The sequence below is a fragment of the Calditrichia bacterium genome (assembly GCA_020634975.1).
Lineage (GTDB): Bacteria > Calditrichota > Calditrichia > RBG-13-44-9 > J075 > JACKAQ01.
Map to the genome: position 1 here is coordinate 1,626,326 of JACKAQ010000001.1, position 21,673 is coordinate 1,647,998.

At 48.5% G+C, this 21,673-nt stretch carries 19 protein-coding genes; 9 read left to right on the plus strand and 10 right to left on the minus strand.

What is annotated here, in order from left to right; all coding sequences use genetic code 11:
- Positions 1-106: 106 nt before the first annotated feature.
- Positions 107-2,752: a choice-of-anchor I family protein gene (locus H6629_06600; GenBank protein MCB9067462.1), complete on the plus strand. Its 2,646-nt coding sequence runs from the start codon at positions 107-109 to the stop codon at positions 2,750-2,752.
- Positions 2,753-2,833: 81 nt separating this feature from the next.
- On the opposite strand, the gene H6629_06605 is transcribed toward H6629_06600, so the two are convergent.
- The 3 genes from H6629_06605 to H6629_06615 are packed head-to-tail and all read right to left on the minus strand — an operon-like array spanning position 2,834 to position 6,064.
- Positions 2,834-4,711 (minus strand): response regulator, encoded by a 1,878-nt coding sequence (locus tag H6629_06605; GenBank protein ID MCB9067463.1) that lies wholly within the window; start codon positions 4,709-4,711, stop codon positions 2,834-2,836.
- A 27-nt stretch (positions 4,712-4,738) separates the two neighbouring features.
- Positions 4,739-5,167, minus strand: a complete 429-nt coding sequence (locus tag H6629_06610; protein MCB9067464.1) for a hypothetical protein — start codon at positions 5,165-5,167, stop codon at positions 4,739-4,741.
- A gap of 30 nt (positions 5,168-5,197) precedes the next feature.
- Positions 5,198-6,064: a hypothetical protein gene (locus tag H6629_06615; protein ID MCB9067465.1), complete on the minus strand. Its 867-nt coding sequence runs from the start codon at positions 6,062-6,064 to the stop codon at positions 5,198-5,200.
- Between the two features lie 672 nt (positions 6,065-6,736).
- On the opposite strand from H6629_06615, the gene H6629_06620 reads away from it, so the two are divergent.
- Both H6629_06620 and H6629_06625 read left to right on the plus strand, forming a co-directional pair.
- Positions 6,737-7,909: an aminotransferase class I/II-fold pyridoxal phosphate-dependent enzyme gene (locus H6629_06620; GenBank protein ID MCB9067466.1), complete on the plus strand. Its 1,173-nt coding sequence runs from the start codon at positions 6,737-6,739 to the stop codon at positions 7,907-7,909.
- A gap of 128 nt (positions 7,910-8,037) precedes the next feature.
- Entirely contained in the window at positions 8,038-8,466 is a 429-nt protein-coding gene (locus tag H6629_06625) for an OsmC family protein (protein MCB9067467.1), read from the plus strand.
- Positions 8,467-8,508: 42 nt separating this feature from the next.
- Here the strand turns inward: H6629_06625 and H6629_06630 are convergent, their stop codons facing one another.
- The 3 genes from H6629_06630 to H6629_06640 all read right to left on the minus strand — a co-directional run bounded on the left by H6629_06630 (position 8,509) and on the right by H6629_06640 (position 10,879).
- Entirely contained in the window at positions 8,509-9,432 is a 924-nt protein-coding gene (locus tag H6629_06630) for a PD40 domain-containing protein (GenBank protein MCB9067468.1), read from the minus strand.
- A 72-nt stretch (positions 9,433-9,504) separates the two neighbouring features.
- Positions 9,505-9,912 (minus strand): DUF1761 domain-containing protein, encoded by a 408-nt coding sequence (locus tag H6629_06635; protein ID MCB9067469.1) that lies wholly within the window; start codon positions 9,910-9,912, stop codon positions 9,505-9,507.
- A gap of 118 nt (positions 9,913-10,030) precedes the next feature.
- A complete protein-coding gene (locus H6629_06640) occupies positions 10,031-10,879 on the minus strand; it encodes a helix-turn-helix transcriptional regulator (GenBank protein ID MCB9067470.1) in 849 nt (282 codons plus the stop codon).
- A 150-nt stretch (positions 10,880-11,029) separates the two neighbouring features.
- On the opposite strand from H6629_06640, the gene H6629_06645 reads away from it, so the two are divergent.
- Positions 11,030-11,953, plus strand: coding sequence for an ABC transporter ATP-binding protein (locus tag H6629_06645; GenBank protein MCB9067471.1), 924 nt, complete (start codon positions 11,030-11,032; stop codon positions 11,951-11,953).
- Between the two features lie 30 nt (positions 11,954-11,983).
- Positions 11,984-13,087, plus strand: coding sequence for an ABC transporter permease (locus H6629_06650; protein ID MCB9067472.1), 1,104 nt, complete (start codon positions 11,984-11,986; stop codon positions 13,085-13,087).
- Between the two features lie 71 nt (positions 13,088-13,158).
- On the opposite strand, the gene H6629_06655 is transcribed toward H6629_06650, so the two are convergent.
- The 3 genes from H6629_06655 to H6629_06665 form a co-directional block, all read right to left on the minus strand.
- A complete protein-coding gene (locus H6629_06655; GenBank protein MCB9067473.1) occupies positions 13,159-14,562 on the minus strand; it encodes a choice-of-anchor B family protein in 1,404 nt (467 codons plus the stop codon).
- A 25-nt stretch (positions 14,563-14,587) separates the two neighbouring features.
- The gene (gene nei / locus H6629_06660) at positions 14,588-15,409 is read right to left on the minus strand and encodes an endonuclease VIII (protein ID MCB9067474.1); all 822 of its coding nucleotides are present in this window, start codon (positions 15,407-15,409) and stop codon (positions 14,588-14,590) included.
- A gap of 284 nt (positions 15,410-15,693) precedes the next feature.
- Entirely contained in the window at positions 15,694-16,365 is a 672-nt protein-coding gene (locus tag H6629_06665) for a nitroreductase family protein (protein MCB9067475.1), read from the minus strand.
- A 258-nt stretch (positions 16,366-16,623) separates the two neighbouring features.
- Between H6629_06665 and H6629_06670 the strand changes: the two genes are divergently transcribed.
- Entirely contained in the window at positions 16,624-17,154 is a 531-nt protein-coding gene (locus H6629_06670) for a TlpA family protein disulfide reductase (GenBank protein MCB9067476.1), read from the plus strand.
- A 133-nt stretch (positions 17,155-17,287) separates the two neighbouring features.
- Positions 17,288-18,463, plus strand: coding sequence for an aminopeptidase P family protein (locus H6629_06675; GenBank protein ID MCB9067477.1), 1,176 nt, complete (start codon positions 17,288-17,290; stop codon positions 18,461-18,463).
- 58 nt (positions 18,464-18,521) lie between these two features.
- Here the strand turns inward: H6629_06675 and H6629_06680 are convergent, their stop codons facing one another.
- Positions 18,522-18,734 carry a cold shock domain-containing protein gene (locus tag H6629_06680; GenBank protein MCB9067478.1) on the minus strand — a complete coding sequence of 71 codons (213 nt, stop codon included), beginning with the start codon at positions 18,732-18,734 and terminating at the stop codon, positions 18,522-18,524.
- A 251-nt stretch (positions 18,735-18,985) separates the two neighbouring features.
- Here H6629_06680 and H6629_06685 point away from each other — a divergent pair, with 251 nt between their 5' ends.
- Both H6629_06685 and H6629_06690 read left to right on the plus strand, forming a co-directional pair.
- On the plus strand, positions 18,986-20,209 hold the full coding sequence (locus H6629_06685) for a DUF790 family protein (protein MCB9067479.1): 1,224 nt from the start codon (positions 18,986-18,988) through the stop codon (positions 20,207-20,209).
- Between the two features lie 50 nt (positions 20,210-20,259).
- The gene (locus tag H6629_06690; GenBank protein ID MCB9067480.1) at positions 20,260-21,486 is read left to right on the plus strand and encodes an aminotransferase class I/II-fold pyridoxal phosphate-dependent enzyme; all 1,227 of its coding nucleotides are present in this window, start codon (positions 20,260-20,262) and stop codon (positions 21,484-21,486) included.
- Positions 21,487-21,673 lie beyond the last annotated feature (187 nt).

The following is a 21,673-nucleotide window of genomic DNA, read 5'->3' on the forward strand; positions in this document are numbered from 1 at the left end:
TACATTTCGATCGCATTTCGGCTATGCGGCATCGCTGCCGGCCGCCACTCTTTGAAATTTTTCACAAATTCCAAATACCATCATTAACCCCACACGGAGGATCGAAATGGATCTATTGCAACGGATACCGCAGCGGATAACCCGGATTACGCTCTCAATAATTGTGTTCGCACTGATGAGCGGCGGATTGTTCGCACAAATCAAAATTCAGTTAAAACCGCTCGGCGATTACCAAACCGGATTGTTCGACGAAGGCGCGATGGAAATTGTCGCGCACGACCCGGCAACCCAGCGATTGTTTGTGGTGAACGCGTTTTCCAGCAGCGTGGATGTGCTGGACATAAGCGATCCAAATGCACTCAATTTATTGTTTTCCATAGATTTAACACCATACGGTAATCAAGCAAATAGCGTAGATGTCCGCAACGGTGTGCTGGTTGCAGCAGTGGAAGCGGACGATAAGCAAGCGCCCGGCAAAGCCGTATTTTTTGACACGAACGGCAATTATCTGAACGATGTGCCGGTTGGTGCGCTGCCGGATATGGTCACTTTTTCGCCGGACGGCAAATTCGTGCTGACTGCCAACGAAGGCGAACCGAGCGACGATTACACCAACGATCCAGAAGGTTCCATTTCCGTGATCGATATTTCCGGCGGCGTTGCATCCGCAACCGTGATGACCGCAGATTTCAGCGCGTTTAACGGCGCCGTGCTCGATCCGAGCATCCGCATTTTCGGGCCGAATGCAACCGTGGCGCAGGATCTGGAACCGGAATACATCGCGATTTCCGATGATTCCCAAACCGCGTTTGTCACCTGTCAGGAAAATAATGCGCTGGCGATTGTCGATATTCCCACTGCAACCGTCACCGCGCTGAAAGGGCTCGGTTTCAAGGATCACATGATGCCCGGAAACGGGCTGGACGCCAGCGATCGCGATGACGCCATCAACATCGCCAATTGGCCGGTGAAAGGCATGTATATGCCGGATGCCATCGCAGGTTTTACCCGCAACGGGATGAATTATTTGATCACCGCCAACGAAGGCGACGCCCGCGATTATGGTGCATTTGCCGAAGAAGAGCGCGTCAAAGACCTTTCGCTCGACCCAACCGCATTCCCGAACGCGGCAGATTTGCAGGCAAACGAAGCCATCGGTCGATTGACTGTCACCACCACAATGGGCGACACCGACAACGACGGCGATTTCGACGAACTGTATGCTTTCGGCGGACGCTCATTCTCCATTTGGGCAACGGATGGCACTCTGGTGTTCGATAGCGGCGATCAAATCGAACAAATTATCGCGGATTCGTTGCCGGATGATTTCAACGCAACAAATGATGAAAATGATACATTTGACAATCGCAGCGATAACAAAGGACCCGAGCCGGAAGGTGTGGCGATCGGCGTTATCGGCGGACGCACCTTTGCGTTCATAGGGTTGGAGCGCGTTGGCGGGATTGTGGTTTACGACGTCACCGATCCGCATGCGCCGGTATTCTGCAATTACGTAAATACCCGCGATTTCGGCGGCGATGTGGAAGCCGGAACTGCCGGAGATTCCGGGCCAGAAGGACTCAAATTTATCGCAAAAAAAGACAGCCCGATCAACCAGCCGTTGCTGGCGGTTGCGTATGAAATCAGCGGCAGCCTGCGCGTTTTCGCAGTGGAAGATGTCGTATCGCCATTCGCGCTGCTCGCAAATGAGCACATCAGTTTGAACGGGCAGAAAGATTCGTTCGGCGCGTTGCACGCCAACGATTACATCCGCTTCCACAAAGGTGCGCCGAGCACCCACACCGGAAATGTGAGCGCAGTGGATGAGGTGGAAATTGCCCGTCGCAACTCCATTTACGGCAACGTTTCCGCCGGAGATGAAATTGAGAACGATGGCGATGTATTTGGTTCAGTCGATGAAAATGCAGCCGTGCCGTTCATCTCGCTGCCGGAGCTGAATTTCGTAACCGGCGGTGCGGACATCACCGTTCCGCGACGCGGTGAACTGGAACTGGCACCGGGCAGCTACGGTACTGTTCAGGTTAAGGTGCATGCCAAACTGACCCTGACAACCGGTGAATATTATTTTGATGAACTGGAAATTGAGGAAGACGCCGAACTGGTTGTTGACGTAACCTGTGGTCCGGTAAGCGTTTACACCCGTTACGAACTCGATTTCGAAAATGACAGTAAAGTGACCCTGCTGCCGCTCGGCGACAGCGAATCGCACGAGCTGTATTTCTTCAGCAAACAAACCAAAGAGCTGGATATCGACAGCGATGCAAAGGTTTCCGGCAGCATCATCGCGCCATACGCAGAAGTGGAAATTGGCGAAAAAGCCTGGTTCAAAGGCAGTATTTCTGCCGATGAAATAGTGGTGAAAAAACGCGCCACTTTTGCACCGCACGATATGTTTATGCCCACCGTAACCAAGCTTGGCAAATCCACTGGCGACATCGCCGCTGCGATTCCGGGCAGTTACGAACTGGCGCAAAACTACCCAAATCCGTTCAACCCGACCACCACTATCAGTTACCAACTGCCGGAAAACAGCGCAGTTAAGCTGCAAATTTACAACACTTTGGGACAAATTGTAGCCACGTTAGTAAGCGGCAATCAACAAGCCGGAAGCTACACAGTTAGCTGGGACGGCACATCGCAATCTGGTGAAAAAGTTGCCAGCGGCGTTTACGTTTATCGACTGCAAGCCGGCGCTTTCAGCCAAACCCGTAAAATGATGTTATTGAAGTAATATCTGGAATTGCCACATAAAAAAAAGCCTTGCAGATTTCATTTTTCTGCAAGGCTTTTTTATTGAAGTGATAATGTGATGTTACAAATAATTGGATAGCAAATCTTTCAATTCAACCCGCCGGAAAGGTTTTGTAATATAATCATTCATACCTGCGTTGGTGTATTTTTCGCGATCGCCGGACATCGCATTTGCTGTCATCGCGATGATTGTGATCTGTGGATTTAACACACCACTATCTGGGGAACGGATAATCGATGTCGCTTCAACACCATCCATCTCCGGCATTTGGATATCCATCAACACCAACGAATAGTTTGTTTTTTTGAGCATATCTACGGCAATTCGTCCATTTTCAGCGATATCTGCTTCAAATCCCAGTTTTTTTAATGTGTGTATCGCCACCTTCTGATTAATCCGGTTGTCCTCTACCAACAAAATGCGTTGCCCAATTTCTTCTGTTACATTATGTTGCGAGGCAGGTAATGTTTTGGTGACCAATTCCTCCGGTTTTTCATCACGATATTCAAACCATGCTGAAAACCAAAAAGTAGAGCCAACACCTTCCTCGCTCTTGACACCCACTTCACCATTCATCATTTTTGTGAGTTTTTTGGCGATTGTTAATCCCAAACCTGTTCCGCCAAAACGCCGTGTTGTGGAGGGATCCACCTGACTGAAAGATTTAAAAAGCGTATTTAATTTTGTTTGCGGAATGCCGATGCCGGTGTCTTTTACTTCGAATTTCAATAAAACCCGATCCGCTTTTTTCTCAGCGGCACTAATAGTAATAGCCACGGTACCTTCGCTCGTAAATTTGACGGCGTTATTGGTAAAATTTAACAAAATTTGCCGAACCCGTATCGGATCACCAAATAGGTATTTCGGAACATTGTTTTCGATGGTCAGTGTAAACGCGATGTTTTTTTCGATAAGATTTGGTAATAATATATTTTTGATAACCGAAATATTATCCTCCAAATCAAACACCACGTGTTCAAGCTCCAGCTTCCCGGCTTCAATTTTGGAAAAATCGAGGATATCATTGATGAGCGTTAACAGCGTATCACCAGATTTCTTGATCGTTAATGCAAAATCCTGCTGTGTATCATTTAACGGTGTATCCATCAGTAATTCGGTCATCCCGATTACGCCGTTAATGGGTGTCCGGATTTCATGGCTCATATTGGCGAGAAAACTACTCTTTGCCAGAGTTGCCTCCTCTGCCTTTTCCCGGGCGATTTTCAAATCCTGAATGGATGTTTGTATCTGCCGTGTCATTTTTTTGAATTCAGATGACAACAAACTGATCTCGTCGGTGATTTTTGAGCTTTGCCACTCAAAGTCATAATTGCCGGCAGCAATTTGTTTCGAAGCATTTGCAAGTATGCGAAGGTAACGTGTTATGCTGTTACTGATAACATATGACAATATGGCACCCACAGCCAGGAGGATTAACGAAATTAAAAATGTTGTGTACCGTTCATTTTGAATGGATATGTTCAGTTGATTCAGAGAATATCCCACCAGCAGATGCCCATAGTTTTCATTGTCGAAATGGATAGACACGAGGGTAATGATATGTGAATCGCTAACCAGCACTTCATCTTTTGAAATTTCATTGAGGGGCAGCTTCAATTTTTCGGGATTGTATGAAGCAAAAATGGAATCATGTTGGTCAATGACAACAATGTAGCTCAAATTTGCATCGCGCTTTGCCCAATCAATGGATTCTGCAAATGCAGCAAAATCGTCTGTTGCCAACCCGATGCCAATTCCAACAGAGAGCAACTCAGCCATGCTTAACACTTTGTTTCGCAATGTCTGAACTGCTTTTACTTTTTGCTGATGAGGATAATAGGAAAGAATAAAGCCAAAAATAAGAACCAACGTTCCTGTAAAACTAATGAACAACTTTAGCCGAATCGGCACAAACAGCTTTTTATTTCTGAATTTCATTAGTAAAGGCATGATTTGGCTTTAGCTTTATGGAAAAATGGCTACCACTTTAACTGCTTTCGTCACTTTTTTTGCATCTATTAATCCAATTGAACCAGGGGTAGTTGATACTTTTTCCAGCATTTCCTCAGTTGAATTAATTGCGATTGGCGGTGTTGCTTCACCGGTAAGTTTTTTCCTGAGCCAAACCCTTTTTAGTTCGATGCTTTTTCGATGAATAGTACCAAATAAGGATTTCTGCAACTTTTCGTTATATTTTGGGAAAAATACAATAACCGGTTGGTCACCATTCCATTTTGTCAAAAAAAGCGTATAAATTTGGTCGAGCTCGAGTGCATCAACACTATCAACCATGACATCTTTGTGCACAATTACTGCCGTTTGTGCAACCAAATTGACATTAATCAGCAGCACAAACAGGAATGTTGACTTAATACATGATTTCCATCTATTCATTTTATCTTCCAATTTGTCCAATATCAATTCCTAAAACATCACACTAATTGCAGCAATAAAGCTTCTGAGTGTACTATTAATTTCGATCGATGCAGGGAAAAAGGGTTGCTGCCATATCGATTGAACATCAACTACCTGCATTTTAAATTTGACATTATCATAAATCTGAATGCCACCGCCAAATGAATACATTTTGGTTCCATCTTTCAAATACACATAATCCTTGTCCTGAATAAAATTATACGAAGTGTATAAGTAAAATTTTTCTAAAAAGTCATATTGGATTGTGCCGTAATAGAACAACTTGTTATAAAGCTCCGAAGCATCTGGGGTGCTATAAAACACAACAATGGTTTCCCCCTCAAATGCGAATTGATTGATGTAAAAACGGAAATCGGTGCCAATTCGCCATCTGCGCAAAGCAGATACATTGTTCCGGTTCTCATAATCCGAAACTGTTGAAAAGCCGAGATTTAAAGATCTGTATTGAACCCCCAACCGCCCACCGACAGTCAGATAATCTGTTGTGTCTGTTCCGGTTACGATTGGTTCATCGGTATATTCATTGGTGCGAAAATTTTCTTCTGCATTCCCGACATACACATCTGTTTTGATATACAATGAGCCAATATTGCTTTGATTGGTAAACTGGAGAAAGGCATCGGAAGGACTAAATTTATCCAAAGGCAGAAAACCACTAAAAGCAGTTTCATATGCGGGCGGACGTAAAATATATTGTAAAAACGGAGTCCGGTTTTTGATTTCATTAAAATTGTTGAACGCAGGAATAAGTTTACCTGCTTTTATGTATGTTCCTTTGGCTATCTCAAATCGCCCCCAAGCCTCTTCAATTTTCGCACTTCCCCATTTTTGGGATGTGTTAAAATTGTTGAGCATCTCGATATTTAACCATGCCGTAAATTTGCTGTTGATTTCATGGCGAAAAAAAATATTGGTTTGCTGGGTGTTGGCATGAATGTAATTCCGTTCATAAAACCGCAGCGGCGCGCCATTTGGCAAAATACCATCACTGTGGGCAATATTTCTGGATAACGCTGACTGAAAAAAGCCAAAGACCTGCAGCTTTTTATCCTGGGCAAATCCTTCGCCAAAGAACATCAAAAACATTAATCCCGAGATAACAATTCTGTGAATACGCATGGTATTACTCATTTCAATATTATTTTTCTATTCATTTCAAACAGTGAGTTTATCAATCGGCATTTTTTAAAGAAAAAATTAATGTTTTAACAATATTTTGTATTTTGCCGGTTTTCTTGATATTGTTGCAAATACAGCATAAGGCACCCAGCTATTTACAATAGCCAAAATATTATTTTTTCTAACTTTAGACATACCAAACGACGGTGGTTCGGTTAATAATTTGCGGGTGCCGCCAACTCGCAGCATGAGGAACGAAAATAGGACCGCAATAAAATGTGTTGCTTACTGCCACTACCTGAAAACCATTCCAAATACAGCGATCATCGCGCTTAAAATATTTGATTGGATTTTTGATGGAAGGCATCTAATTTTCACAATTATCACAAAACAAAAAGCAGGAAGTAAATGAGCAAAAAAATAAACACATCCGCGGTTCGTACGCAGGCGGAGCGTTCGCAATTCCGGGAGCATTCCGTGCCACTGTATCTCACATCCAGCTTTGTTTTTGAGAATGCCGAGCAAGCCCGGGCGCTGTTTGCCGATGAAATCGACGGCAATATTTATTCGCGATTTTCCAACCCAAACGTGTCCGAGTTTATTGACAAAATGTGCAAGATGGAAAAATGCGAAGCCGGATTCGCGTTTGCCACAGGCATGGCGGCGGTGTTCGGCAGTTTGGGCGCGCTGCTGCAACAGGGCGATCATGTGCTGGCGTCGCGCTCGCTGTTTGGCTCCACCCACCAGATTTTCACAAAAATTTTGCCGAAATGGGGCATCTCTCACACGTATGTAGATGCGGACAAACCGCAGGATTGGGAGAAAAATTTGCAGGAAAACACCAAAATGGTGTTCGCGGAATCGCCTTCCAATCCCGCACTGGAAGTGCTGGATCTGGAATTTATCGGGAAATTTGCCGACGCTAACAACCTTGTTTTTAACGTAGATAACTGCTTCGCAACGCCGGTAATTCAAAATCCGGTGGATTACGGCGCACATCTGGTGACGCACTCAGCTACCAAATTTATCGACGGGCAGGGGCGGGTGCTCGGCGGTGTTGTGGTTGGTAAAAAAGAGCTGATCGCAGAAATACGGTTTTTCGCGCGGCAAACCGGTCCGGCGATGTCCCCGTTTAACGCGTGGGTGCTCTCCAAAAGTTTGGAAACGCTTTCGCTGCGAATGGATCGCCACTGCGCCAGCGCATTCCACATCGCACGGGAACTGGAAGGGCATGCGGAGCTCGATTTCGTGAAATACCCTTTTTTGCCGTCGCATCCGCAGCACGAGCTGGCCCGCAAACAAATGAAGATGGGCGGCGGATTGGTAACGTTTAACGTAAAGGGCGGTTACGAGCGTGCCAAACGTTTTATCGATAACGTGCAGCTCTGTTCGATAACGGCAAATTTGGGCGACTCCCGCACGATTGTAACGCATCCGGCATCCACAACGCACTCAAAATTGAGCGACGCGGAGCGCGAAGCTGTGGGTATTTTTCCAGGGTTAATTCGCGTATCCGTTGGGCTAGAGGATGTTGCGGATATTCTCGCGGACATTCTGCAAGCGTTGGAACAATCAAAATAAAGTGCCGTATGCAATAGCAAGTCTTATCAAATTTAAGCCGCCAATACATGATCGCCGCCGTGTAGTATTTGCAACAGAAACAATAATTTAACATCAACTTTTAACTTTAATTTTAAAAAGGGAATTTCATGAAAGTCAGAATTAATCGGGTGGATGATGCATTTCACTTTGAGGCAAGCGGCGCATCGGGTGTTTCGGTGCATATCGATGGATCGAGCGAAAGCGGCGGGCACGATTTGGGCGCACGCCCGATGGAATTGCTGCTGATGGGTCTCGGCGGATGCAGCGCGTTCGATGTGGTTTCGATCTTGAAAAAGCAGAGCCAAACGTTGAAAGATATTCGGATTGAGGTTATGGGCGATCGCGCTACAAACCAAACGCCATCGGTGTTCACCAAAATTCACATGCATTTCCGGTTGTTCGGCGAACTGGACGCCGCGAAAGTAAAAAAAGCGATCACGCTTTCCGTGGAAAAATATTGTTCCGCACATGCCATGTTGGAAAAAGCTGCGGAAATCACCCATTCGTATGAAATTCACGAAACGGTGACTGTGTAATTTTGCACGTCGGGGCGAAGAGCATTCGCCCCAAAATTTCCCTCACATTTTTGCCGGTTTCACAAAAACCGGCGCCTGTTCAAATGTGTCACTGTCTGTCAGACGGGTAATTTCCTGCGATTGCCAGTTCAGCATATAAATATCAAAAATCGTCTGTTCGTCGTCAAACATTTCGATTGCCAGCCAGTTGCCATCCGGGCTCCAGTGATGCCAACCTTCGTTTAAATTATTATTTTTAATCAGCTTGTGAAATCCGCTTCCATCCGGATTGATTGCATACAAACTGTATTTTCCTTGCAGCTTCGATTGATAAGTGATGATATTTTGCGCCGCGTTCCAGCGCGGTGGTCCGGCGTGATAATCGTGCCAATTGGCTGTTGTATCATCTTTTGGATAATGCGTAAGCTGCTGCAAACCCGAGCCGTCCGCGTTGATGCGATACAGTTCGTCGAGATCGGTGCGCTCTTTCGACGGGCGATCTTTTGCGGCGCGAAACACGATCTGCTGCCCGTCCGGCGAAAACACCGGATCGTTCATATATGCGAATGGCGGCGCAATCGAATCCAGCAGATTCCCGCTGCGATCGATGATGTAAAAAATTTCCCGCCCGTCCAGCCGCGGATTGATGATCAATTCCGCGCCGTTTTTCCGCAAAGTAATCCAGCAATCCTGCAACCGCAAATCGCTGATTTTTCTCACGTTATTGCCATCGGCGTCCATTTCATATAAAAAATAGCAACGGTAGCAAGTATCGCGGTCGGAGAGGAAAAACAGCTTGTCATCGTACGCATCGTACACCCAATCCACGCCTTTCCAGTTGGAGATATTCTTTTTGCCGCTGCCATCCGCATTCATCACAAAAATTTCGTAATCGTCGGTTTCCGCATCGTGCAGCACATTGTAAGCGATGTTGTAGGTATCCGCCGGAACAGGTTTTGTAGCGCGCTCTCCACTGCAGGCAACCAAAAGCAGAAACACAAAAATTAGTGGAATTTACATTTTAACTCCATTTTTTACAGATATTTACCATACTTCGAATTACCGCCATGCGCCGATAATCAATCCCATCACACTGAGCGCGACGACCAAATATCCGCCGTTGATAAACATATACGCCGCCGGGCGTCGCTCGAACATCGCGACTATTGACAAACCCATCGCCGCCCAGCCGAAACCGGCTAAAAATCCGGCGGTCAATCCCCACATTGCGTCAGTGTTGGCATCACCCAAAAAGAACGCCAGATTGTAAGCCATAAATAGCGTCAGCACAAACGACACACCGAAAATTTTGCCCATATTCGCGCCTTCCAGCGATTTTTCTGTAAAGCCGTTGGCTTTCATCCACGGTTTGGCAAACAGCGCGGGTGAGTACCATAATCCGCCGATGACAAATGCCGAAATCGCCGCCGCAAATACGGCCAAATGATTGATAATCATATTTTCCATCGCATCCTCCGTTCAGGAAATGTTGTGAATTTACAGTTTATCAGGTCATGAATTCGATGAAAATTTTTCACGACGTGACAATTATACAGCAAAAATATGATGTTGTATTGGAAAAAATTTACCTCGGATGAACCGAAAGATAGCTGAGATACAATTCCTCGCGGGGCAATCCGTTGGTAGAAAAACGGTGGGATAAATAGGCGGTCGGATTGATTCCGGAAAACCGCTTGAATTCGCTGATAAAATGGGATTGGTCGTAATAATCGCAGGCGTAGGCGACCTGCGCCCATTCGATGGTTTGTTCGGCATGGATTTGCCGGAGCACATTCTGGAATTTCATAATTCGCGAATAGGTTTTCGGGGTTTGGCCGACACTGCGCCGGAACTGCTGGATAAAATGTTTCTGGCTGATACCGCAGCTTTCGGAGAGCTGTTTCACGGTGAGAGAGGCCGGATGACTGCGCACAATCTGCAATGCAAAACGGATTGCCGGATGCAGCAAATGACGCTCCCGCCGGCGATCGAGAAAAAATTGCGAAAGCGCCGCAAATTTGGCTTCGGCAGTGGGCAACTCCGCCAGTTTATCGCGCAAATCGCAAATGACGTTGCCCAAAATCTGGTCCAGCGGAATCACCTGATCGGAAATTTCGCTGAGCGGAAAATCGAAAAACGCGCCCGCGCCGCCCGGCTTAAATCGCACCACAATCATCGTTTCGCCGGTAGCGTCGATGGTAATGTAGCGGCTGCGCATCCCGGAAATCCACGCGCAGCGGAAATTGTCGAAACTATCCAGATTATCGTTGTGATACAACCGTTTCGGCGGCTCCGTCAAATCGATAATCATTTCCACAGCGCCGTCCGGCATCAGCCGTTCCAGCAGGTGATCGGGCTGGTTTTCTGTGTAAAAAAAGAAATATTCGATAAATTCCGACAGCGGCGGTTCGGGCAAATGCAGCTGAAATTTCATGAGCTATCCTTGAAATTGTGCATGTTCTGGCGGCGTGAAAGGCGGCTTTTGGCAACCTGATACCAAAATATTTCTCTCCACTGAAAAAATCAAGGTTTTTATTCGGGCTGATCCGTATTAAATTTGGCGTCTGTTTAATAAAGGAAAAGCATGTCAACATCACCCACCGTAGAAGTTCGAAATATCAGCAAATCTTATGGCAGCACGCTTGCGGTTGACTCGCTCAGTTTTTCCGCATTTCGCGGCGAAGTGTTCGGGCTGTTGGGACCCAACGGCGCCGGAAAAACCACAACGCTGGAGATGATCGAAGGATTGCGCCAGCCGGATGCCGGCGAAATTTTCATCAACGGAATGAATGTGCGCACCGATCTCGCCAAGGTGAAAGAAGTGATCGGCGTGCAGTTGCAGGCGACTTCGCTGTATGACAAAATCAAGGTTGGCGAAGCGCTTTCGCTGTATGGCGGCTATTATCGCAAACAGCGCTCAACAACCGAGCTACTGGAACTGGTTGCGCTGGAAGACAAACGCAACGATTACCACAAAAATTTGTCCGGCGGGCAAAAGCAGCGGTTGGCGCTGGCGCTTACACTGGTGAACGATCCGCAGGTGGTTTTTCTGGATGAACCGACCACCGGACTCGATCCGCAGGCGCGCCGCAATTTGTGGGACATCATCAACGTGATGCGTTCGGATGACAAAACCGTTATTTTGACAACGCATTACATGGAAGAAGCCGAACAGTTGTGCGACCGCATCGCCATTATGGATCACGGCAAAGTGATTGCAGAAGGCACCACCGGCAAACTTATCGAAGAAATGAAGGTGGACAACTGCATCGAATTTCAGGAAATTGCAGAATTACCGGCGGATTTGCTTTCCGCATTGCCGGCGGTAACGCGGGTGCAGCAGCGCGGCGGCAATGTGGAAGTGTTTTCGAAACACCCGCAATCAACGCTGGTGGGTTTGCTGGAAACCGCTGAGAATAAACAAGTTAACATAAACGACTTGCACATTCGCCGCCCAACGCTCGAGGATGTATTTCTGGAGCTGACCGGTCGGCGGCTGCGCGAATAACTATCGCCCGAAAGACTGGTTAAACTGCTTATGAATCGATATTTAAAAATGCTGATGGGGCAGCTTGGCATCGAAACCAAACTGTTTTTGCGGGACCGGGCATCTGTTTTCTGGACATATTTTTTTCCGATTTTGCTGATTTTGCTGTTCGGATTTGTGTTCAACCAACCGGATTCGATACGGCTGGGCGTTGCATTTGTGGATTACGATAACAGCAACGCATCCCGTAACCTGATGATGGAATTGATGCGGGTTGAGGTGCTGGACCTCACGCCGATGGAATCGGCGGAAATGTATGTGTCACTGCAAAACAGCGAAAAAAGTTTCGCGATTGTGGTGCCGGAAGGTTACGGAAAAAGCGTTGCGGCAGAATCGCCGGTTTCGCTGCAGGCGTTGTATAATCCCGATCAGCAGCAGGTGGTGCAAATTGTAACACCCATTTTGCAACAGATGATCGACCGGGTAAACTGGCAGCTCATCGACCGGGAACCGCTGATCACCATCGAGCCGCAACCGGTGCGGCCGGTGCGGCAGGATTACAGCTATATCAGCTTTCTGGTGCCGGGATTAATCGGTTTCAGCCTGATGGCAACCTGCCTTTTTTCCATTGGCGTGGTGGTTGTCAGCTATCGCGAAAAAGGCAAATTGCGCCGTTTGGCAATTACGCCACTGCCAAAAGCTATTTTTATAGCGGGACAAATTCTCACCCGATATTTTGTGGTTTTGGCACAGGCGCTGCTGCTGTTGGCGATCGCTGTTTTTATGTTTGATGTGAGTATTGTGGGCAGTTTGTGGCAGTTTTTTGTGGCGCTGTCGATCGGCATGTTTGCGTTTATCTCGCTCGGATACGCCATTGCCAGCGTTGCCAAAACGCCGGAAAGCGCGTCCGGCATCGCCAATTCGCTGTTCCTGCCAATGACGTTTTTGAGCGGCGTCTATTTTTCGCCGGAAAGTTTGCCGGAATACCTGCAACCGTTGGTGGCCGTTCTGCCGTTAACCCATTTGGTGACAACCATTCGCGGTATTTTCAGCCACGGCGAATCGATTATTTTTTACTGGCCGCAACTTATTATTCTCACGGGTTGGCTGATTGTCTGCTTCCTGTTTTCCGTACGGAATTTCCGGTGGGAGTGATTTTTTTTGCCGCGAAGTCGCAAAGCGATATTTGCAACTTCGCGGCAAACCCAACGCGGTAAAAAATTTCGTTATTCCACCAACACCATTTTTTTGCTGAACACCGCATTTCCCGCCTGCAATGTGTACACATACACGCCGGAAGCAACGCTCTCGCCATAATTATTCCGCCCGTTCCAGATAAAGGAATGGCTCCCCGCCGGATAAATGCCATCGGACAGCGATGTCACCAATCGCCCCTGCAAATCATAAATTTTCAGCGAAATTTCCTGCATTTCCGGCAGCCGGATTTGAATTTGAGTCGCGGGGTTAAACGGATTCGGGAAGTTTTGGGTCAGTTCAATTTGTGAGGGCAGCACTTCTGGTTGATCGCCAATGCCGGTGGTGATCTGCAATTTCAGTACTGTCAATTTTCCGTTCATATCGCTGGCGTACACATAGCCGTTTTGGGTATAGGGAAAAACGCCCCAATTGCCCTCAAAACCGGTGTTGTCGTTCAGCGGATAAGTATCGTAAACAGCAACTTCCGCCGGTGCATTCGGATCGCTGATATCCACCACCGAAACGCCCGATTTGTAATGCGACACAAACGCCAGATTTCCCATGATGTGCGTGTTGTGCGCGATGTTGCTCGCACCCAGATATTGCCCCAACAGCGAGATATTCCCGAGATCCTGTATGTCCCACATTTTCAACGTTTTACCGATGGTTTCTTCGGTGGTCATCAAGTATTTTCCGTCATCGGTGAGCCAGGCGTTGTGGGCATATCCGGCATTCGGCGGACCGAAACGCACCAGCCGCACCGGAATATTTTTGACGCTCATATCCCAAATCGAGAATTTGCCCTGACTGCCTTCGGAGATGATCAGCGTATCGTTCCGGGCATACACATCGTGGGCGCGTCCCACATTAAATTTGAACACATCCACCGGATTTTCCGGATCGTTGATATCCACCACCCGCACACCCGCGTCGTTGTTGCTGCACAAATAGGCAAAACCGGTTGCTTCATCGATGGTCAGATTGTGCGAAATCGTTTCGCCGAGCGCGGTGTAGCTGCGCACATATCGCACACTGTCCGGCAGATATTGCAGATCGAGAATCATCAACCCTTCCCGCGGGCCATACATTTCTGCGACCGCAAAAGCGTAATGCCCGTAAGTTTTGATGTCGCGATGATAATAGCAATCGAAACTGCTCGGACCGTCGATGAGATCGATCAATTCCATTTCCGGCACTTTCACAACAGCGATGCCGTCGCGAACGCCCATGATGGCGTATTCCGAACCGTCTGGCGCGGTGTAGCCCCACACATCGGTGCCACCGGTGGTGTCTGCGCTGCCGCAACCGGAGGGATCGGCCGGAAATGTCATCGATCCGACAAAATCCAGTTGGTAGCTGGTTTGGGCGAAAATGCCTGCATTTCCGAACAGACAAGTTATAATCATTACGAAAAATAATCGCATTGCTTTCATGGCTATCCTGTTGTTTGTGAACAATTTATATCGATTGACATTCCGGGCAATGATAAAACCGACGGCTGCCCTGCATGGTTTTTTCGATAAGTGCGCCGCAGGTGTAACACGGTTTTCCGGCGCGATCGAACACGAAAAAACGGTAGTCGTGACGGGTTTGCCCGACAGATTTCAGTTTCGCAACCCGTTCCGCATCATTGGTGATACCGTTGGTCTGATACGAGCGTCGCGCCAGTTCCAGCGAGGCTTGCGCCAGTTTTTCCAGCGTTTTTTCGTCGCAATCCGCCGGACGTTTGGCTGGATGAACACCGGCGATGTGCATAATTTCCGTTCGTAAATAATTGCCCAATCCTGCCAAAAATCCCTGATCGAGCAGCAGCGTGGTCAATTTTTTTCCGCGAAAACGGTTATCGCGGTAGCGCGCTAGCACGTCGTCAATCGTTGTTTGCGGATCGAGCACGTCCGGGCCGAGTTTTCGCAAAAACGGGTGATCCGCCAATTCCTCATCGTGGAGCACTTCGATATCCGAAGCGCTATACAGCAACGCCGATTTTTTGTGATTGTGAATCGCCAGCCGCAGTTGCCGTTTGGTTTGCGGAAAATCGTGTGCGTTGCGAATGATCCATTTGCCATACAATTGATTGTGGCTGTAAATATTCCAGCCATCCGGAAATCGGATGAGCAACGCTTTTCCGCGCGGCTCAACGGCACGAATAATTTGTCCGGAAAATTGCGCCTCAAACGGTTTAAGGTGTTCGAATGCGAAAAATATTTCCTGCACTTCGCACCCGCTAATCGCGGCGGCAATTTTATCGGCAGCAATTTTTATTTCGGGGCCTTCGGGCATTGGTTAAAGGATAATTGGGTTGAATTTACTGGGAGATTCCTGCCTTCGCAGGAATGACACTCCTGTTTTGAAGCTGTCACCCCTGCGAAGGCAGGGGTCTCCTGACATTTTTCACAGATTAAAATTCAAGCCGTGATTCGCATTAAAAAGGTAAAAGTAAAAAGCCGTTACAATGGAGTTGTGCGAACAGCGGCTATCTAAAGTAACACAAAAATCCAAAAATGCAAGGATTGCGGGACGAGCCGGAAAAAATTTCCCGCCGCCCAAACGCGACGGTTTTCTGCTCATTCGACAAATGAGGCAATCGATTGCAGCGGTTTTTTAGCGATATCCGGCACGGTTGCGTTATCCGCGGGATAGCCGACCACCAACAACAAAAACGGGCGCTCCTGCGACGGGCGATCCAAAATTTCGTTCAAAAATTTCATGGGGCTGGGTGTGTGGGTGAGCGTCGCCAGTCCGGCGTTGTGCAGCGCGGCGATCAAAAATCCGGTAGCAATTCCCACTGATTCCGTGACGTAATAATTTTTGATTTTTTCTCCATCCGGCGCAATTTCGTAGCTTTCCGCAAAAATTGCGATGAGATACGGCGCAGTTTCCAGAAACGGTTTGTGCTCGTCTGTGCCAAAAGGCGTGAGCGCATCCAGCCATTCTTCGGTGGCGCGACCGTGATAAAATTCGTGCTCCTCTTTTTCCGCAGCAATGCGGATTTCCCGCTTTACAGCCGAATTGCTGATCGCCACAAAATGCCACGGCTGACGATTGGCACCGTTTGGCGCGGTGCCCGCTGCCAGCAAACATTGCTCGATAACTTCTCGCGCAACCGGACGATCCGAAAAATCGCGCACCGTTCGCCGGCGACGAATATCTTCGTAAAATGCCTGCGACCGGCGCAGCATTTCCTCCGGCGGATACTCCCGGAATTGCGAATATGGAATTTGCGAATTTGATTTCATCGATAACACACTCCCGTTGTTGAGATTTTAAACGGTAAAATTTTAGACAAATATCGACGAAAAAGAAACAACAAATGTTGTCGGAAAAGAAATGGTGAATGCCGATCAACGGTAATCGAGATGCGGCTGTTTTATCAAAATTTGCGAAACCACTGCGATATACAATCATCTTACTATCGTGATACAAATATGATTTTTTTTGGCGAATTTTTATGCTAATATTTTAAACAACCAACAGATGATTAAAAGGAGTTGTCGATGTTCAGCAAAAACAAATATTTATCGGGTCTGTTTCTTTTAATAGCGGTGATTGCTTTCGGCTATCATTTTTTTTCGCCGGATGGCGATCCCGCCAAAATGGGCGTTGAGCGCAGCGGCGATATCGCATTAACCACGTTAAATGGCGACGAAGTTTCGCTCGCGGATTATCGCGGGAAAGTGGTGCTGGTCAACTTTTGGGCAACCTGGTGTCAGCCCTGTGTAAAGGAAATTCCCGATTTGGTAAAACTGCGTAACACCTATAAAGATCAAGGGTTTGAGGTGCTCGGATTGGTCGTCAATTCGCCATCCAACCAGGTGCGGAAAATGGTCAGCGATTTGGAAATGAACTACCCGATTTTACCGGCGGATGCCCGTCTGGCATCGAAATTTGGCAACGTCACAACCATCCCGCGCACATTTGTGCTGGACACAGAAGGCAATATTGTTGAAGATGTTTTGGGCATGCGCTCCTACCGCGCATTTGAGTTGATGATCACCAAACATCTGCCTAAAAACGCCAAAAGCTAACTGTAAAAATCAAAACAACATTCTGTATCCGATGTGATTTTTCGGCAAAATTTTTCAGGGCGAACCCGTTTTCGCCCTGTTTTGTTGTACACCGAAAACAGCAACAGGCAAACCGCAACACAGGAGAACCGATATGATTCGTGAGAAAATTGCCCAGGCGATCGATATCTTGCGCGAAAAAAATATCGATTTGTGGCTCACTTTCGAGCGCGAGAGCAAAGTTACCCGCGATCCGATGCACGGCTTCATCGCCGAAAGCGATGTGACCTGGCAAACCGCATTTATCATTACCGCGACGGGTGAGGCGCTGGTTATCGCCGGAAATCTGGATGTTGCAGAATTGGCTGCGCAGGGGCATTATTCGCAGGTGCACAGCTATGTGCAATCGATTCGCGAACCGCTTTTGGCGACGCTGAACCGGATCAATCCTGCCAGCATCGCCATCAATTATTCGCAAAACAGCCCGGTTGCGGATGGACTGACACTCGGATTGTATCGCGAATTGCAGGCGCATCTCCAAAACACGCCGTTTGCCGAACGACTGATCAGCGCGGAACCGCTGATCAATGCCTTACGCGGGCGTAAAACGGATGCGGAAATCGACCGGATGCGCAAAGCCGCACACCTCACGCTGGACATTTTTTCGCAGGTCGGCAGCTTCATTCGCCCCGGAAAAACGGAAAAGGAAATTGCCGCGTTTGTGCTGGAAAAAGTAGATCGCGCGGGTCTGGAAACTTCGTGGAGCCGCCAGTTTTGCCCGGCGGTATTCACCGGGCCGGATACCGCCGGCGCACACGCCGCACCAACAGACCGGCAGGTGCAAACCGGACATCTGGTCAATATGGATTTCGGCGTAAAATTTGACGGTTACTGCGCAGATTTGCAACGAACCTGGTATGTGCCGCATTCCGGTGAGGGCGTTCCCGATGCCGTTACCAACGGGTTCCGGGTGCTCCGCGCTGCCATCGACAGCGCCGCAAATGCCATCAAACCCGGCGTTTTGGGCGCGGATATCGACGCCATCGCCCGCGGATTTCTGGAAAAAAACGGCTACGAAGGCTATCCGCACGGACTCGGGCACCAGCTCGGTCGCGAGCCGCACGACGGCGGGGCATTGCTCGCACCGGCGTGGGATCGCTACGGGCAAACGCCGTTTACACCCATCGAAGCGGGGCAGGTGTTTACCATCGAACCGCGATTGTTTGTGCCGCAGCACGGCACGGTAACTATTGAGGAGGAAATCTGGGTGCGGGAAAATGGCGTGATCAACATCGATACGCCGCAGCGGGAATTGTGGATCGTTCAATAAAAAACGCAGGACAAAAAACTTCGCCCTGCGCTGATTTGATTTCAAATTTTATGGCGTTTTAAACCGGCACGACATCCTGTGCATGCGGGCCTTTTTCTGTTTCGTTCAGCGTGAATTCAACCTGTTGGCCTTCTTCCAGTGTTCGGAAACCACCCGATTCACGAATCGAAGAGTAATGCACAAAAATATCGCGATCGGAATTGCTGGTTATAAAACCAAAACCCTTTTTCGCATCGAACCACTTGACGGTACCGGTAGTACGATCTGCCATCTGAATACTCCTTACATAATATTAGAACTGAATTTAACTAATAGAACCGTCCCGATTTGCGGGAAGTTTTGTCGGGCAAAAAAGTAAATGTTCAGAAATTAAAAATCAAGCCTTTTGTTTCAGTAAACCGCCAATTTTCAGCCGAAATCAATTGCTTTTTGATGCTTTTTGATAAAAACCAGTCTGAAAACTTCCGATTTTCAGCAACTTCAGGTATATTTATTTGAACCAAAAACACCCGGGAGAATGCCGTGCTGACCAAAGACCTGCTGCGTTACGATGCCAAATCCGGGCAAATTTTCCCGAAATTTATCGATCCCGAAAAGCCGAAATTGCTGACGGTCGCTTCGGAATTGATTGAAATTTACAAAGCAGCGGTTGGGGAAAATAATCGAAATCAACTGGCGGAAGCCGTAAAACCGGTGATTGACGCCGCGCCATTTTCCGCGATTGTTGCCCGGGGATTGGATAAATTATTGCAGGATCGCACCGAATTCGACACTGCCCCGAATGCCGAACTGATGGATTTCCGGCAGCAAATTTTCAGCGAAACCGCGCAATTGCTCCGCGAAAAACCGTTCGCCAGCGAAGCTGATTTTCGACAGCAAGTTGCCGCGACAATCGGGCAACCGTCCGAAACCATTGCCGGAGAATTGTATGCAGATTTGCCGGATTTTCAGCGTGTTACCCATTTCAAACCGTATTCTGTAGAGCGGTTGCTGCTGCGCTACAACGTGGCGCAAGTGCAGGCATTGCTGATGCGCTGCAGCGAACTGACCCTGAAATTGAGCGATTCCGGTGCACCGGAGATGCGCCAGTTGTTCAAATATCTGCGCTTTCGCCAGTTGCTCGCGAGCATCCGCAAAGATGACAGCGGCGATTTTTTGATTACCGTTGACGGCCCGCTCAACCTCTTTTACAAATCGCAAAAATACGGGATGAATCTGGCGCTGTTTTTTCCGGCGGTACTGCACCAACCGGTGTGGGAAGTGCAGGCGATGATTAAAATTAACAATCGTCGGGAATATCGCCTGACACTCGACCAAACCAGCGGATTGCGACCGTATTCGCACCAGTTTCTGGCGTATGTGCCGGAAGAAATCAGCATGTTTCAGGATGTTTTTTCGCAGAAAATTGCGGATTGGCAAATCGAACCGGCGGCTAATTTTGTGCCGCTGCCGGGCGATTTTTACTGTTTTCCCGATTTCAATTTGCGGCATGAATCCGGGCGGGAAATTGCGCTGGAGCTGTTTCATCCGTGGCACGCGAGTCATTTGCTCAGCCGGTTGCAGCAGGTGCACGATGCGGAAGCGCCACCGCTGATCATCGGCGTGGCGAAGGTGCTGCAAAAGGACTCTCTCGTTGCGGAAACGCTGGCGGAATCCGTATATTTCCGGAATTACGGCTTTGTTTTCCGGGAAATGCCCACTGCCGAGCAGATCCGTCCGATGCTGGCTGCGCTGCTCGAAAAATAATGCCTTTACGGCAAAAAAATCACGCGATCAAACCAAAAAGAGGTCCCCACATGTCTTTGGAAAAACTGAATAAATCACTCGTTGCAGAAGTTGCCGCGCTGAAAGCGGAAGGTCGCGCGAAAGCGCCGGAACGCATCATCGTGGATTATTTGCCCGCGAAAAACGGGCGCGGTCCGCGTTACAAACTGAAAGGCTCGGACAACGAATTTATCCGCATGAATTCCAACAGCTATCTCTCGCTGTCCAACCACCCGAAAGTGGTGGAAGCGGCGGACAAAGCCACCCACAAATTCGGCGTCGGTCCCGGCGCAGTGCGCTTTATCGACGGCACGTTTAATTATCACGTGGAACTGGAGGAGCGGATTGCGGCGTATGTCGGCAAACCTGCGGCAAAAATTTTTAACTCCGCATACACCGCCAATCTGGCGCTGGCGCTGACCATCAACAACGATCAAACCTACTGGATCGGCGATGCGTTGAACCACAACTGCATCATCCGCGCGATGCGCATTTCCAACGTTCCGCGTGAAAATAAAGCCATTTACAAACACAACAGCATGGACGAGCTGAAAGCGCATCTCGAAAACATCCCGGATCGGATTGAGCGAGCAGTGGTGATTTTCGACGGGATTTTCAGCATGCGCGGCGATTTTGCGCCCATCGACGAAATTGAAAAACTGGTGGCACCGAATCGCGGGAAAGTGCGGGACGGTATCGTCACCGTGGTGGATGATTCGCACGGCATCGGCGCGTATGGCGCCACCGGACGCGGCACACCGGAACACACAAACACGCAGCCGGATGTCATCGTCGGCACCTTTGGCAAAGCGTTTGGCGTGAACGGCGGGTTCATCGCCGGCAGCCCGGAGTTGATTGAAGCGGTTCGCCAGAAAGCGGATACCTACATTTACACCAATCCACTCAGCGTGGCGGATTGCGCCGCTGCAACCGCAGCCATCAACATCGCAGACAGCCCGGAAGGCATCGAGCGACTGAAACACCTGAAAGCCCGCACCCAACAATTCCGCGACGGATTGGCTGCGCTAGGCATGGAATCGATTCCCGGACCGCATCCGGTGGTGCCGCTGATGGTTCGCGATACCGCCAAAACCCACCAAATGGTGCAACATTTGTATGAAAAAGGCATTCTGGTGGTCGGGCTTACGTTTCCGGTGGTGCCGAAAGGCGATGAAACCATGCGTTTCCAGATCAACGCGGCGCATACGGAAACGGACATTAATTACGCGCTGGATGTGTTGAGCGCGTTCAAAAAATAGCTTTTTGCCACCGGCGACACGGCGCGTTCGGAGGAAGATTTTACAATTTGTCTGTGAATCAATCGGGAGACCCCTGCCTGCGCAGGGGTGACATAAACTTTACTGTCATTCCTGCTCCGAAGGATTCGCGCGAATGCTGGTCCCTTTGGGACAGGAATCTCCTGACTATATTCCTGAATGTCATTTT